At 63.8% G+C, this 14,497-nt stretch carries 13 protein-coding genes; 4 read left to right on the forward strand and 9 right to left on the reverse strand.

From position 1 onward, the window contains the following. Positions 1 to 187 precede the first annotated feature (187 nt). Both fabG and AC56LV_RS23605 read left to right on the forward strand, forming a co-directional pair. Positions 188 to 985: a 3-oxoacyl-ACP reductase FabG gene (gene fabG / locus AC56LV_RS23600; protein WP_499561287.1), complete on the forward strand. Its 798-nt coding sequence runs from the start codon at positions 188 to 190 to the stop codon at positions 983 to 985. Further along, entirely contained in the window at positions 978 to 2,810 is a 1,833-nt protein-coding gene (locus tag AC56LV_RS23605) for a glycoside hydrolase family 15 protein (protein WP_499561289.1), read from the forward strand. The genes fabG and AC56LV_RS23605 overlap by 8 nt, the downstream gene beginning before the upstream one ends. Before the next feature lie 24 nt (positions 2,811 to 2,834). Here AC56LV_RS23605 and AC56LV_RS23610 read toward each other — a convergent pair whose 3' ends face one another. The 6 genes from AC56LV_RS23610 to queA all read right to left on the reverse strand — a co-directional run bounded on the left by AC56LV_RS23610 (position 2,835) and on the right by queA (position 9,145). Beyond that, complete coding sequence (locus AC56LV_RS23610) at positions 2,835 to 3,107, reverse strand: EAL domain-containing protein (RefSeq protein ID WP_499561291.1); 273 nt, start codon at positions 3,105 to 3,107, stop codon at positions 2,835 to 2,837. Positions 3,108 to 3,484: 377 nt separating this feature from the next. Continuing rightward, positions 3,485 to 4,507, reverse strand: coding sequence for a protein translocase subunit SecF (gene secF / locus AC56LV_RS23615; protein ID WP_499561293.1), 1,023 nt, complete (start codon positions 4,505 to 4,507; stop codon positions 3,485 to 3,487). Between the two features lie 16 nt (positions 4,508 to 4,523). Further along, entirely contained in the window at positions 4,524 to 6,398 is a 1,875-nt protein-coding gene (gene secD, locus AC56LV_RS23620; protein ID WP_499561295.1) for a protein translocase subunit SecD, read from the reverse strand. Positions 6,399 to 6,457: 59 nt separating this feature from the next. After that, entirely contained in the window at positions 6,458 to 6,790 is a 333-nt protein-coding gene (yajC, locus tag AC56LV_RS23625) for a preprotein translocase subunit YajC (RefSeq protein WP_499561297.1), read from the reverse strand. A gap of 180 nt (positions 6,791 to 6,970) precedes the next feature. Further along, positions 6,971 to 8,110 (reverse strand): tRNA guanosine(34) transglycosylase Tgt, encoded by a 1,140-nt coding sequence (gene tgt / locus AC56LV_RS23630; protein WP_499561299.1) that lies wholly within the window; start codon positions 8,108 to 8,110, stop codon positions 6,971 to 6,973. Positions 8,111 to 8,122: 12 nt separating this feature from the next. Next, entirely contained in the window at positions 8,123 to 9,145 is a 1,023-nt protein-coding gene (gene queA / locus AC56LV_RS23635; protein ID WP_183555982.1) for a tRNA preQ1(34) S-adenosylmethionine ribosyltransferase-isomerase QueA, read from the reverse strand. A 118-nt stretch (positions 9,146 to 9,263) separates the two neighbouring features. Between queA and recG the strand changes: the two genes are divergently transcribed. Next, complete coding sequence (gene recG, locus AC56LV_RS23640) at positions 9,264 to 11,324, forward strand: ATP-dependent DNA helicase RecG (protein ID WP_499561301.1); 2,061 nt, start codon at positions 9,264 to 9,266, stop codon at positions 11,322 to 11,324. Here recG and AC56LV_RS23645 read toward each other — a convergent pair. Then, positions 11,321 to 12,040, reverse strand: coding sequence for an NYN domain-containing protein (locus AC56LV_RS23645; RefSeq protein WP_499561303.1), 720 nt, complete (start codon positions 12,038 to 12,040; stop codon positions 11,321 to 11,323). The two genes, recG and AC56LV_RS23645, sit on opposite strands and share 4 nt — an antisense overlap. A gap of 227 nt (positions 12,041 to 12,267) precedes the next feature. Between AC56LV_RS23645 and AC56LV_RS23650 the strand changes: the two genes are divergently transcribed. Continuing rightward, positions 12,268 to 13,026, forward strand: a complete 759-nt coding sequence (locus AC56LV_RS23650) for a hypothetical protein (protein WP_499561305.1) — start codon at positions 12,268 to 12,270, stop codon at positions 13,024 to 13,026. A 14-nt stretch (positions 13,027 to 13,040) separates the two neighbouring features. On the opposite strand, the gene AC56LV_RS23655 is transcribed toward AC56LV_RS23650, so the two are convergent. Beyond that, positions 13,041 to 13,436, reverse strand: a complete 396-nt coding sequence (locus tag AC56LV_RS23655; RefSeq protein ID WP_499561307.1) for a 50S ribosome-binding protein YggL — start codon at positions 13,434 to 13,436, stop codon at positions 13,041 to 13,043. 52 nt (positions 13,437 to 13,488) lie between these two features. Beyond that, entirely contained in the window at positions 13,489 to 14,490 is a 1,002-nt protein-coding gene (locus AC56LV_RS23660) for a Gfo/Idh/MocA family protein (RefSeq protein ID WP_499561309.1), read from the reverse strand. Between the last annotated feature and the right edge of the window lie 7 nt (positions 14,491 to 14,497).

Here is a 14,497-nt window from a genome sequence, read left to right on the forward strand (position 1 = left end):
TATGTCTCGCGGGGTGCGCACTCGGTGCGCTGACTCACACTCGCACCATCTTTTCGCACGGATTTTATCCCTGTTTTTCCACACGCCATTGCCACCCCTGGCGTGCCGGTCGCATCCCCGCTTTCTGCTAAGGTCACGCCAATAAATGGCGTACGCAACAGTGCGCCCCGACCTTCTGGAGAATCCCATGAAAATCAGCTTGCAAGACCAGGTGGTGCTCGTCACCGGTGGCGATTCCGGCATCGGCCGCGGCATCAGCCTCGCGTTCGCCGAGGCTGGCGCCCAGGTCGTCGTCAACTACAACAGCAGCCGCGACAAGGCCGAAGAGGTCGTCGCCCAGATTACTGGCGCCGGTGGCCGCGCCGTGGCGGTCCAGGCCAACGTCGGCCATGAAGACGATGTCGCGCGCCTGTTTGACGAAACCGTCAAGGCGTTCGGCGGCATCGATATCCTGGTGGCCAACTCGGGCATCCAGAAAGACGCGCCGATCGCCGAGATGACGCTCAAGGACTGGCAAGCCGTCATCGACGTCAACCTCACCGGCCAGTTCCTGTGCACGCGCGCGGCCATCCGGCGCTTTCGCGAGCAGGGCAACCGCGGCCGCATGCGCGCCAACGGCGCCATCCTGTGCATGAGTTCGGTGCACGAGATCATTCCCTGGGCCGGCCACGTCAACTATGCGGCGTCCAAAGGCGGCATCGGCATGCTGATGCGCTCCCTGGCGCAGGAAGTGGCGCCCGACCGCATCCGCGTCAACGCCATCGCCCCGGGCGCGATCCGCACGCCGATCAATGCCGAGGCCACCGAAGGCGCGGCGGCCGACAAGCTGCTCAAGCTGATCCCGTACGGCCGCATCGGTGACGTGGAAGACGTCGCGGCGCTGGCGCTGTTCATGGCGTCCGACCTGGCCGACTACATGACCGGCACCACGGTGTATGTCGATGGCGGCATGACGCTGTATCCGGGCTTCGAAGACAATGGTTGAACGTTCAGATAATCCGGCCCGCACCCCGCCGCCAAGACCTATTGCCGATCACGGCGCGATCGGCAACCTGGCCACGATGGCGCTGGTCGCCACCGACGGCACGATCGACTTTCTGTGCTGGCCCGACTTCGATAGTCCCAGCATCTTCGCCGCCCTGCTCGACCCGGACAAGGGCGGCCACTTCACGCTCGCCCCGCAGATGGCGGATGCACGCGTCGTGCAGACCTACCTGCCCGACACCAACGTCCTGCTCACGCAGTGGCTGAGTGACGAGGCCAGTGTCCAGGTCACTGACCTGATGGCCGGCCCCGAGGAAATCGGCCACGGCGCGGCGCGGCTGCTGCGCCGCGTGCAGGTCACGAAAGGTGACGTGTGCATGCGCCTCGATTGCCAGCCGCGCTTTGACTATGCGCGCCTGCAGCCCGAGGTCAGCATCGCCTCGGACCATGTGGTGTTTTCCGCCGCCGGCGCGCCATCGCTGCGCCTGTGCGCGCCTGTTGACTTTACGGCTGCCGAAGGCGGCGCCGGCGCTACCTTCGTGATGAAGGCGGGCGAGTCGGTCGATTTCGTCATGGACGAAGAAGGCGACCCGCCCCTTGACCAGGCGGCGCGCGATACGCTGGTGGTTGACGTCGTCGCGCACTGGCGCAACTGGGCCAGGCGCTCGACCTACAAGGGCCGCTGGCGCGAGGACGTCACGCGCTCGGCGCTGGTGCTCAAGCTGATGACATCGCGCCGTTACGGTTCGATGGTCGCTGCCGCCACCTTCGGTCTGCCCGAGGTGCTGGGCGGCTCGCGCAACTGGGATTACCGCTCGACCTGGATCCGCGATGCCTCGTTCACCGTGTATGCGCTGATGCGGCTCGGCTACACCGACGAAGCCAAGGCGTTCACGCGCTGGTCGGCCGAGCGGCCCACCCACGGGCCGGATGACGGCCAGTTGCGGATCATGTACGCGCTCGACGGCGGCGAAGTACAGGCCGAAGTCGATCTCGATCACCTGGCCGGTTATGCGGGCTCGCAGCCGGTCCGGATCGGCAACGACGCGGCGACCCAGCTGCAGCTCGATATCTTCGGCGCCCTCCTCGACGCGGTTTACCTGAGCAACAAGTACGGCGAAGCGATCTCGCACGCCGACTGGCTCGGCGTGTGCCACGTGGTCGGCTTCGTGTGCGACAACTGGCGCCGGCCCGACGCCGGCATCTGGGAAGGCCGCGAAGCGCCGCGCGAGCACCTGCACTCGCAACTCATGTGCTGGGTGGCGGTCGACCGGGCCATCCGCCTGGCCGGCAAGCGCTCGCTGACTGCCCCGTTCGACCGCTGGATTGCGGCGCGCAACGACATCGCCAACTACATCTGGGCCACGTTCTGGAACAAGGAACTGGGCCACTTCGTGCGCAGCAAGGGTTCCACCGACCTCGATGGCGCGATGCTGATGATGCCGCTGGTGCGCTTCATCGGCTCGACCGACCCGCAGTGGCTGGCCACGCTCGACGCCATCGGCGACCAGCTCGGCGACGACGCGCTGGTGCTGCGCTACGACCGCGACGATGGCCTTGAGGGCGAGGAAGGCGCGTTCGCGGCCTGTTCGTTCTGGTACGTGGAATGCCTGGCGCGCGCCGGGCGCCTGGAGCAGGCGCACAACAATATGGAAAAGCTGCTCGCCTACGGCAACCATGTCGGACTGTACGCCGAGGAATTCACCGGCATGGCCGAGCTGCTCGGTAATTTCCCGCAGGCGTTCACGCACCTGGCCCTGATCAGCGCCGCGACATATCTCGACAGCGCGCTCGATGGCAGGAACAACCATCCGTGGCAGTTGTAGAGAAAGCAGCTTGCACGCCACCTTTCAAAGCAGCGGCAAGATCATCGACCTGGCCGCTGCGGTGATGCAGACCGGCGTAAGTAGCGCGACAGCGCCGAACACGTTCCCGATCGGCTCGGGTTTGTGTAGCAAGTACCCTTGTGCGAAGTCGATGCCGATCTCACGCAAGCGCTCCAGCACGTTGGGTTGGTCCACGAACTCGGGGACCGTCTTGACGCCCACCACCCGGGCCACATCAACGAAACAGCGGAGCCGGGAGCCGGGGTCAGGTCTGGGAGCCGGGGTCAGGTCTGACATTCGGACACGAACTCAGCCGGGAGCCGGGGTCAGGTCTGACATTCGGACACGAACTCAGCCGTAGCCACTTCCGATGGTATCTTGTCCACTATTCACATGGCCCGGTGCCCGCTCGTTCCGACTGCCTGAATGTCGAGGTCGTGTCCAAATGTCAGACCTGACCCCCGCTTTTCTTCGCTATTGTCGAGATCGTGTCCGAATGTCAGACCTGACCCCGGCTTTTCTGTAAGGAAAGCGGGACAAAAAAAACCCGCGCCGTTGCCGGTGCGGGTGAAGTCCAAAACTAGGGATGTCCTGAAAGAGACAGTTCCACTATAAATACGGGCACATCGCGGCTCCGTGCGTTGACACACACAAAGCCGCAATCGTGCAATCGGTCAGACGACGGCGCCGTCGGTGTCGTCTTTCTCTTTGACCGGCTTGATCAGGTCTTCACGCTTGACGCCCAGCCACATCGCCACGGCCGCCGCCACGAACACCGACGAGTAGATACCGAAGAGAATGCCGATGGCCAGCGCGATCGCGAAGTAGTGCAGCGCGTAGCCGCCGAAGAACAGCATCGACAAGACCATCATCAGCGTCGAACCGTGCGTGATGATCGTGCGCGAGATCGTGCTGGTGATCGCGTGATCGATCACTTCAGGCACGCTCATGCGGCGCTGCTTGCGGAACATCTCGCGGATCCGGTCGAAGATGACGACCGACTCGTTGACCGAGTAGCCCAGCACCGCCAGCGTTGCAGCCAGCACCGTCAGCGAGAATTCCCACTGGAAGAACGCGAAGAAGCCCAGAATGATGACCACGTCGTGCAGGTTGGCGATCACGGCGGCGACGGCGAATTTCCATTCGAAGCGGATCGCCAGGTAGACCACAATACCCAGAATGACCATCAGCAGTGCGTTCAGGCCGTTCTGGGCCAGCTCGTCACCGACCGACGGACCGACGAACTGCACTTGCTGCAGGCTGATCAACTCTTGCCCGCCTGGCGCGACGCAGCTGGTGCGGTTGAGCACTTCACCCTTGTCGGTCGTCGTTTGCGTCTGCTTGGTCGTGCCCTGATCGTCGCGGCAAATCGCGTTGAACACGGCCGTCGAGCTGCTCGCCGCTGGCGCGCCCGCGACGATCGGCAGGCGCAGCATGATGTCCTGCGCGGTGCCGAAGCTGGCCACCTCAGGGTGCGAATAGCCCATGCCGCGCAGCGTGTTGCGGATCTTTTCCTGGTCCGCCGCCTTCGGATACAGCAGCTCCATCACCGTGCCGCCCGTGAACTCCACCGAGAAGTTCAGGGGCTTGGTGATCAGGAAAAACACCGCCGCCACGAATGTGATCACCGAGATCGCATTGAGGACCAGCGCGTGGCGCATGAACGGGATGTCCCGTTTGATCTTGAAAAATTCCATTGTCGTATCCCGGTGCTTACTTCTTGTTAGGCGTCATGCCAGGCTGCCAGACCGTGCCGATCGAAATCTTCGTCAGCTTCTTCTGGCGGCCGTACCACAGGTTGGCGAAACCGCGCGCCACGACCACGGCCGAGAACATCGAGGTCAGGATGCCCAGGCAGTGGACCACGGCAAAGCCGCGCACCGGACCGGAACCGAAGATCAGCAGCGCCAGGCCGACGATCAGCGTGGTCACGTTGGAGTCGACGATGGTGTCCCAGGCGTGCTTGGAACCGGCCGAAATCGCCGCCTGCGGCGTCGCGCCGGCTCGCAGCTCTTCACGGATACGTTCGTTCACCAGCACGTTCGAGTCAATTGCCACGCCCAGTGCCAGCGCGATTGCCGCGATACCCGGCAGGGTCAGCGTGATCTGCAAGATCGACAGCAGGGCCAGCAGGAACAGCACGTTGGCCGCCAGCGCCAGCGCGGAGAACACGCCGAACAGGTGGTAGTAGATGATCATGAAGATCGCGATTGCCACGAAGCCCCAGATGGTCGAGTGCAGGCCGCGCTCGATGTTCTCGGCGCCCAGTTGCGGGCCGATCACACGTTCTTCGACGAATTCCATCGGCGCCGACAGCGCGCCCGAGCGCAGCAGCAGTGCCAGCTCGTTGGCGTCCTGCGAGGTGCCCATATTGGTGATCTGGAAGCTCGAACCCAGTTCGCTCTGGATGGTCGGGGCCGACAGCACGTTGTAGACGCCCTTTTCTTTCAGCAGGATCGCCATGCGCTTGCCGACGTTTTCACGCGTGGCCAGGCGGATGCGGCGGCCACCATCGCCGTTCAGGTCGAGCGAGACGGCAGGCTGCTGGTTCTGGTCGAAGCTGGCGGTGGCGCTCGAAATCGATTCGCCGGTCAGGATGATGTCGCGCGAGACGACGATCGGTGCGCCGCGGCCTTCGGTGAACAGTTCGGAGTTCAGCGGAATCGCTGCCGACAGCTCGGTGCCCGGGGTCACGGTGGTGTCGACCATGCGCAGTTCGAGCGTGGCGGTACGGCCGATGATGTCTTTCGCGCGGGCGACGTCCTGCACACCTGGCAGCTGGACCACGATGCGGTCGGCGCCCTGCTGCTGGATAATCGGCTCGGTGGTGCCCAGTTCATTGATGCGCTTGGACAGCGTCATGATGTTCTGCTTGATGCCGTCTTCGACCGAGCGCTTGATGGCTTCGGGCTTCAGGCTCACGACCAGCTTCATGTCGGCGCCATCGGCGGCGTCGGCAAAGGCCAGCTCGCTCGACTGCGCGGCCAGCACATTGCGCGCATTGCTGCGGGTGGCGGCGTCGCGGAAGCGCACTTCGATGGTGTCGCGCACGCGCTCGATGCCGCTGTGGCGCACGTTCTTGTCACGCAGGTTGCTGCGCACGCTCGACTGCAGGGCCTTGACCTTGTTGTCGAGGACCGCCTTGGTGTCGACCTGCAGCAGGAAGTGCACGCCGCCGCGCAAGTCCAGGCCCAGGCTCATCGGCGCTGCGCCAATGGCCGTCATCCAGGCCGGGGTGTTCTTTACCAGATTGACGGTGACGATGTAATCGGGATTGGCAGGATCGCGGTTCAATTCGCGTTCGAGGGCCAGCTTGGCCTTGAACTGTTCTTCGGTACCGGCGAAGCGCGCGCGCACCGACGTGGTGTGGCCCGTGCCTTCGAGGGTGATACCGGTGGAAGGAATGCCGGCACGCTTGAGCGCATCCTCGACCACGGTAGTGGAGGCACTCGTGATATTCAGGGTAGAGCGGCCTGATGTGACCTGCAACGCCGGCGTTTCGCCGAAGTAGTTCGGTGCCGTGTACAAGGCGCCCAGCAGCAGCGCAATGACGATCAGTATGTATTTCCAGACGGGATAGCGATTCATAGTGTTCCGGCGTTCAGGTTAGGCAGTGCGGGTTGCCCCGCACGGCGCACAGCTAAGGCTTACAGGGCTTTGAGCGTGCCTTTTGGCAGCAGCGTGGTCACCGAATTTTTTTGCATGGTGATTTCGGTGCCGACGGCAACTTCCAGCGTCACATAGGCTTCGGCCACTTTCGAAACACGGCCGACGATACCGCCGGCGGTCACGACTTCGTCGCCCTTGGCCAGTGCGTCCATCATGGCTTTCGCCTCTTTCTGGCGTTTCTGCTGAGGACGGATCATCAGGAAATACATGACCACGAACATCAGGATCAGCGGCAGGAAGGTCGTCAGGCTACCCATGATGCCGGCATCGGCGACAGGGGCAGTTTGCGCGTACGCGTTGGAAATGAACACAAGAACTCCGATGGTGAAGTTAAAAAAATAAGCGGTGTATTCTAGCATCGGCCAGAAGCCGCAAACCATATCCGGCAGTATGTCGTCTTGCTTTCAGGTATTGCAAGACAAACCGGTCGATATTGCATGCAGCCCCGACCGTCAATACCGCAAGATCAGGGCCGCACGGTAAGCAAGTGCTTACACGCCGCGCGCGCGGTCAGCCGCGAACTTGACGCGGAAAGCCTGGAAGCCGTCGGCGTCGATCGCGTCGCGCATTTCCTGCATCAGATTCAGGTAGTAATGCAGGTTGTGGATCGTGTTCAGGCGCGCGCCCAGGATCTCGTTCGAGCGGTGCAGGTGGTGCAGGTAGGCGCGCGAGAAATTCTGGCAGCAATAGCAGGTGCAGCTCTCGTCGAGCGGCGCCATGTCTTCCTTGTAGCGCGCATTCTTGATCTTGACGTCGCCAAAGCGCGTAAACAGCCAGCCGTTGCGGGCGTTCCGGGTCGGCATCACGCAGTCGAACATGTCGACGCCGTTGGCCACGCCATCGACCAGGTCTTCCGGCGTACCCACGCCCATCAGGTAGTGCGGCTTGTTCTCGGGCAGGCGCGGACCGACGTGGGCCAGGATGCGCTTCATGTCTTCCTTCGGCTCGCCGACCGACAGGCCACCAATGGCCAGCCCCGGGAAGTTGATGTCCTCCAGGCCCGCGAGCGACTCGTCGCGCAGGTGCTCGTACATGCCGCCCTGGACGATGCCGAACAGCGCGTTCGGGTTGCCGCCGCTCGTGAATTCATTCATCGAGCGCTGGGCCCAGCGCAGCGACATGCGCATCGATTTCGCTGCTTCTTCGGCGGTGGCAGGGCGGCCGTCGATTTCGTAGGGCGTGCATTCGTCGAACTGCATCACGATGTCCGAATTGAGCGCGCGCTGGATCTGCATCGAGATTTCTGGCGACAGGAACAGTTTCGAGCCGTCGATCGGCGAGGCGAACTTGACGCCCTCTTCCGTGATCTTGCGCATCGCGCCCAGCGAAAACACCTGGAAGCCGCCCGAGTCGGTCAGGATCGGGCCATTCCAGCCCATGAACTTGTGCAGGCCGCCGAACTTGTTCATCACGTCCACGCCCGGGCGCAGCCACAGGTGGAAGGTATTGCCCAGGATGATCTGCGAGCCGACGTCCGTCAGTTCGATCGGGTCCATCGCCTTGACCGAGCCATAGGTACCGACCGGCATGAAGATCGGGGTTTCGATGGTGCCGTGGTTGAGCTTCAGGCGGCCGCGGCGGGCGTGCGACAGGCCGCTGGTGTCTTTTTTGAGCAGGGTAAATTCGAGCATGTGTTCTCTGACTTATCGTGAGGTGGTGCTCAAGAGCATGGCGTCGCCATAGCTGAAGAAGCGGTATTCGTTGGCGATCGCGTGCGCATACGCGGCGCGGATCGGCGCGTAGCCGGCAAAGGCCGACACCAGCATCAGGAGTGTCGACTTGGGCAGGTGGAAGTTGGTCACCAGGCGCGTGACAGTTTTAAAGGTGTAGCCGGGCGTGATGAACAGGGCCGTGTCGGCGCTGCCGGCAACCAGCTCGCCGCTTTGCGAGGCCGACTCCAGCGCGCGCAGGCTCGTCGTGCCGACGGCAATCACATCGCGGCCTGCGGCCCGGGTGGCGCGCACCGCGTCCACCGTCTCTTGCGCGATTGTGTACCACTCGGTGTGCATCTTGTGCTCGCTGAGGTCTTCGACCCGCACCGGCTGGAAGGTGCCAGCGCCCACGTGCAGCGTGACGTAGGCAAAGTTCACGCCTTTCGCGGCCAGGCGGTCGAGCAGCGGCTGGTCGAAATGCAGGCCGGCCGTGGGCGCAGCCACGGCGCCCGGCTCTTTCGAGTACACCGTCTGATAACGCTGTTCGTCGAATTCGTCGGCGGTGTGCTCGATGTACGGCGGCAGCGGCAGCCGGCCATGCGCTTCGATCAGGTCGAACACATCGCCTTCAAAGTGCAACGTGAAGAATTCGCCGGCGCGCTCGCCTGCCGTCACATCGAAGGCGTCGGCCAGGCGGATGCGGTTGCCGGGTTTCGGCGACTTCGACGCGCGGACCTGGGCCAGCACCGTGCGGTTGTCGAGCACGCGCTCGACCAGCACCTCGACCTGGCCGCCGGATTCCTTGACGCCGAAGAAGCGTGCCTTGAGCACGCGGGTGTTGTTCATCACGAGCAGGTCGCCCGCCTGCAATTGGTCGACGATGTCGGCGAACTGGCGGTCGATGATCTGGTCGCCATCGAGGTGCAGCAGGCGCGACGCGCTGCGGTCCGGCAGCGGCAATTGCGCGATGCGCTCGGGGGGCAGGTCGAAGTCGAAATCGGATAGCGAATACATGATGTTCAATTGGTTGGGCAAATCTCGGCAAATCAATGCTGCCAGCTTTACAATAGAGGCTTGAAGCGCATACGGCGAACCTTCTATTTTACGTCAGCAAGCGCCACTTTGCCGCAATATGCCCGCCCCTAAAACCACAACGCCCCCAAAAACGCTCGAAAGCAAGCTCGCCCGCCTCGGCCTGCGCACCGACATGGACCTGGTGCTGCACCTGCCGCTGCGCTACGAGGACGAGACCCAGATCATCACGATCCGGGATGCCTGCATGCGCGGCGGCCAGACCTGGCAGGTGGAAGGTATCGTGACCAAGAACGAGATCTCGTTCAAGCCGCGCCGCCAGCTTCTCGTGACGATCGCCGATGCATCGGGCGACCTGCTGCTGCGCTTCATGAATTTCTACGGCAGCCAGGTCAAGCAGATGGCCGAAGGCGTGCGTATCCGCGCGCGGGGCGAACTCAAACACGGCTTCTTCGGCGCCGAGATGGTCCACCCGGGCTACAAGGTGGTCAACGAAGGCGCGCCCCTGCCCGCCTCGCTCACGCCCGTGTACCCGGCCGGCGAAGGCTTGTCGCAAACGGTGCTGCGGCGCGCGATCGCCGACGCGATGAAGCGCATCGACTGGGCCGACACCGTGCCGCCCGCGATCCGCAAGCGCATGGACCTGATGGACTTCGAGCCGGCCGTGAAACTGCTGCACTACCCGCCGGCGGATGTCGACGAGCATGCGCTGATCGAGCGCTCGCATCCGGCCTGGGACCGCATGAAGTTCGACGAACTGCTGGCGCAGCAGTTGTCGCTGAAACGCGCGCAGCGTGCGCGCCGCGAAAAAGGCGCGCCGCCACTACGCGCGGTGGGCCAGTTGTCCGAAGGCTTCCTGGCCGGGTTGCCCTTCGCGCTGACCGGTGCTCAGCAGCGCGTGGTCGAAGAAATCCGCGCCGATCTGCGCGCCGGCTACCCGATGCAGCGCCTGCTGCAGGGCGACGTCGGCAGCGGCAAGACGGTGGTGTCGGCGCTGGCCGCCGCGCAGGCGATCGACAGCGGCTACCAGGCCGCCCTGATGGCGCCGACCGAGATCCTGGCCGAGCAGCACTTCCGCAAGATCGCGGCGTGGATGGAGCCCCTCGGCGTGAAGGTCGCGTGGCTCACCGGCAGTCTGAAGAAAAAGGACAAGGCGGCGTCGAACGCGTTGATCGAATCGGGCGCAGCCAACCTGGTGATCGGCACGCACGCGCTGATTCAGGACTCGGTGCAGTTCGCGAAACTGGGCCTGGTGATCGTCGACGAACAGCACCGCTTCGGCGTCGGCCAGCGCCTCACGCTGCGCAACAAGGGCAGCGACGGCCTGGTGCCGCACCAGCTGATGATGTCGGCCACGCCGATCCCGCGCACGCTGGCGATGACGTATTACGCCGACCTCGAAGTCTCGGTGATCGACGAACTGCCGCCGGGACGCAGCCCGATCGTCACGCGCGCCATCGACCAGAACCGCCGCGACGAAGTCGTCGAGCGCGTGTACGCCGCGGCGCTCGAAGGCCGCCAGGTGTACTGGGTCTGCCCGCTGATCGAGGAATCCGAAGCGCTGCAACTGCAGACCGCGACCGAGACCTACGAGACGCTGGCCGAGTCGCTGCCCGACCTGCAGGTAGGGCTGGTGCATGGCCGCATGAAGCCGGCCGAGAAGCAGGAAGTAATGGACGCGTTCACGGCGGGCCAGGTGCATGTGCTGGTGGCGACGACCGTGATCGAGGTGGGCGTGGACGTGCCCAATGCATCGCTGATGGTGATCGAGCATGCGGAGCGTTTCGGCCTGTCGCAGCTGCACCAGTTGCGCGGGCGCGTGGGCCGCGGCTCGGCGGCTTCGGTGTGCCTGCTGCTGTACCAGTCGCCGCTGGGTCAGGTGGCCAAGCAGCGCCTGCTGACGATGCGCGAGACGACGGACGGTTTCGAGATCGCGCGGCGTGACCTGGAGATTCGCGGGCCTGGTGAGTTTCTGGGCGCGCGCCAGTCAGGACAGGCGATGCTGCGCTTTGCCGACCTGGAGATCGACCAGTGGATGGTCGACCGGGCGCGCGACGTGGCGCAGTGGCTGCTTGATGGCGAGACGCCTGAAAAGATGGCGGTCGTCGATGCGCACCTTGCGCGCTGGCTGGGTGGGCGTGAGGAGTTCTTAAAGGTTTAGACGGCGCGCAGAATGGGAGAGGCCGGTTCAGCTTTGGACGCCATGCCGACGCTGCAATGGCCACCGGCAGTCTGGTGCAGTCGCAACTGCTCGCAAGCCTCGATCATTGTGCGCAACTTGGTGTGACCGTGCGCTGCTGGCGAAAACCCGGGGCTGGTTTTCCTGAGCTGGGTTCCCAGTTCGCTCAGGTTGACCAGTCCATTTTGGGAGACTTTGGCGACTTTGCGAACCGTCTTGACCAATAAGCTGCGCCAATCAACCACCACGTTTTCAGCGACCGGCGCCGCTGGCGGTTCGACTTTCGCTGCGATGGGCCCCGCTTCATGAAACCGGTCACACGCATGACGCAAGGCCATAGGCGTCTTCACTTCGCCAACGACATGCACACCAGCCCCGCGCTCCTGCAGCTTGCGGCACAAGCCGACAAAATCCGAATCGCTCGTCACGATCACGAACTGGTTGGCGCGCCCGTCGAGCAGCATCTCCAGTGCGTCCAGCGCCAGCGCGATATCGGCCGTGTTCTTCCCACCCACATACTGGAATTGCAGGCATGGCGCGAAGCCGTGACGGATCAGCGCTTCCTGCCACTTGTTGGTCAGCGAAGCCGCGTTGCCGTAACCGCGCCGCAGCACCACACGCCCAAGGCTCGATGCATGCTGCATCGCCTGATCGAGCACGCCGCTCTGCGCATTTTCGCAATCGACCAATACCGCCACATTCCGTTCTGCAGACATGAGAATTCCCGTTAGGCAACAGCTTAACTCTAGCAGGATATTGAGGACGGCCGGATGGCATTTCCCGTCTGGGCGCTTACCGTGTTGTACAAACGCACTGTGACAATCCGTTAGAAATTTGCGCCCTGTTTGCGGCTATCTTGGCTGAGTTGCAACGCCCTGCCCGGGGCAGTTGCGCCTCTCATTCACCATTCAATACGGAACCTGGCATGCCTATCGTCGGACTCGGACTGCACTTTCTGATCGCGCTGTTCTTCGCGGTTCACGCGCTGCGCAATGGGCGCCAGATGTACTGGCTGCTGATCCTGTTCTCGTTCCCGCTTCTTGGCAGCCTGGCCTACTTCGTGGCCGAGTACCTGCCCGCGTCGCGCCTTCAGCGTCAGGGCCGCATCGCCACCCGCGCGCTGCAGAAAACCATCGATCCGGGGCGCGACGTGCGCGAAGCGCGGCGTGCGTTTGACCTGACCCCGACGGCCCACAACCAGATGCGCCTGGCCGCCGCCCTGCTGGGTGCGGGCCAGTCCGACGAAGCGGTCCAGCATTACGATGCGTGCCTGCGCGGGCCGTTCGCGGGCGATCCGGAAGTGATCCTAGGCGCTGCGCGCGCCAATGCGGCGCATGGCCAGCCGGCGGCAGCGATTGCGCTGCTCGCGTCGCTACAAGACCGGCAGCCGGGCTTTCGCGCCGATGAGGTCGCGCTGGCGCTGGGCCGCGCGTATGCCGGGAACAATCAGCAGCTTAAGGCCGGCGTGCAGTTCGAGTCAGTGGTGGAACGCTTCGGGAGTATCGATGCGCGCGTCGAACTGGCGCTGTGGGCCATCGCCAATGGCAAGAACGATGTGGCGCAGCGTGAGCTGCAAGAGATCGCGCATGCGCGCAAGCACATGGAAAAGCACACGCGGGACCTGCATCGAGAGTTGTTCAGGCGGCTGGATGGGGCGGTCGCGTCGAAGCCACCAGCCACCTGACCCGGAACATACCTTTATTGGGTACGATCATGCCCATATTGGGTTCCGCCGTGCCATCCATCGACCAATGCATGAACACGGACATCGGCCACCTCTGGCCGGGCACGTAACCACTGCTCGACGGCCTCGCGATCGTCTTCGCCCGGTGAGCCGCGTTCCAACGTCGTGATCACGCCAGATGTTGCGGTCAAAGGGAAGCGTCCGCCGAAACCGCCACCGAGCATCCCGCGCTCCTCGATAAAACCGGACAAGTCATCAATGAGGGCGCTGTGCACATGTTCATCGATCGATTCGCGGAACGTCAGCTCGACATCGAAGACATACTCCGTAAATTCGCCAACGCGCAGCTTCTTGCGTTGACGTTGATTGAGGCGCCGTACACGGGCGGTGGAGCGAGCATCGCGTTTCATGGTGTCCTTGTTGTTTGTCGATCTGACCCGAAGTGCTTGACAGCGCCAAGCATCATGCTGGCGGGCGTACGCGGTCCGCGTCGTAACGCAAGCCGATCTGCCGGCGGATCTCGTCCATCACGCCCATCAGCGCCAGCGTTTCACGCTGCGTCATCACCGGGCTTTCCAGCAAACCGGCTTGCCAGCAGCGCTGCGCCTCGATGGCTTCGTGCACGTAGCCGTTGCCGAGATACGGCGTGTCGATCGTGCGCGAGGTGCCGTCGTCGAGCGTGACCGTGACCGATGTCGCGCAGTGGAAGCGCGTGTTCATGCGCACGTGACCGCGCTCGCCCGCCACCGTCAGTTCGGCCGGCGTGCGCGCCAGCAGCGAGCAGCTGCAGACCGACATGCCGCCGCCTTCGTGCTTGAGCGTGAAGCCCGTCTGCACGTCGACGCCGGTCGGGCCCATCTCGGCCTGGGCGCGGATTTCCGTCACCGGGCCAAGCAGGCCAGCGGCGATCGACAGCGGATAGATGCCCAGGTCGAGCAACGCGCCGCCGCCCAGCTCGGGATTGAACACGCGGTGCTCGGGGCCGAACGTGGCGGCAAATCCGAAGTCGGCCACCACCTGGCGCGGCGTGCCGATTTCGCCGGACGCCAGGATGCGCTGGACTTCCTGGTAGGCCGGCAGGTAGCGCGTCCACATTGCCTCCATCAGGAACAGGCGCTTCGAGCGCGCGAGCGTGACGACCTGCTCGGCTTCGCGCAGGTTCATCGTGAACGGCTTTTCGCACAGGACGCCCTTGCCGGCGCGCAGGGCCATCGACGCATTCTCGACATGCTGCGGGTGCGGCGTGCCGATGTAGACCAGGTCGATGTCCGGGTTCGCGGCCAGTGCTTCGTACGAGCCGTAACTGGCCAGCGCGCCGAATTCGTGGCCGAATGCATCGGCCTTTTCCTGGCTGCGTGACGCCACGCCGGCCAGCACCGCGCCCGGCACATCCTTGAGTGCAGTGGCAAAGGCATGGGCAATCTTGCCCGTGCCGAGGATTCCCCAACGTACCGCTTCAGCCATGCACATT

It is taken from the genome of Telluria sp. RB2R28 (assembly GCF_059685835.1).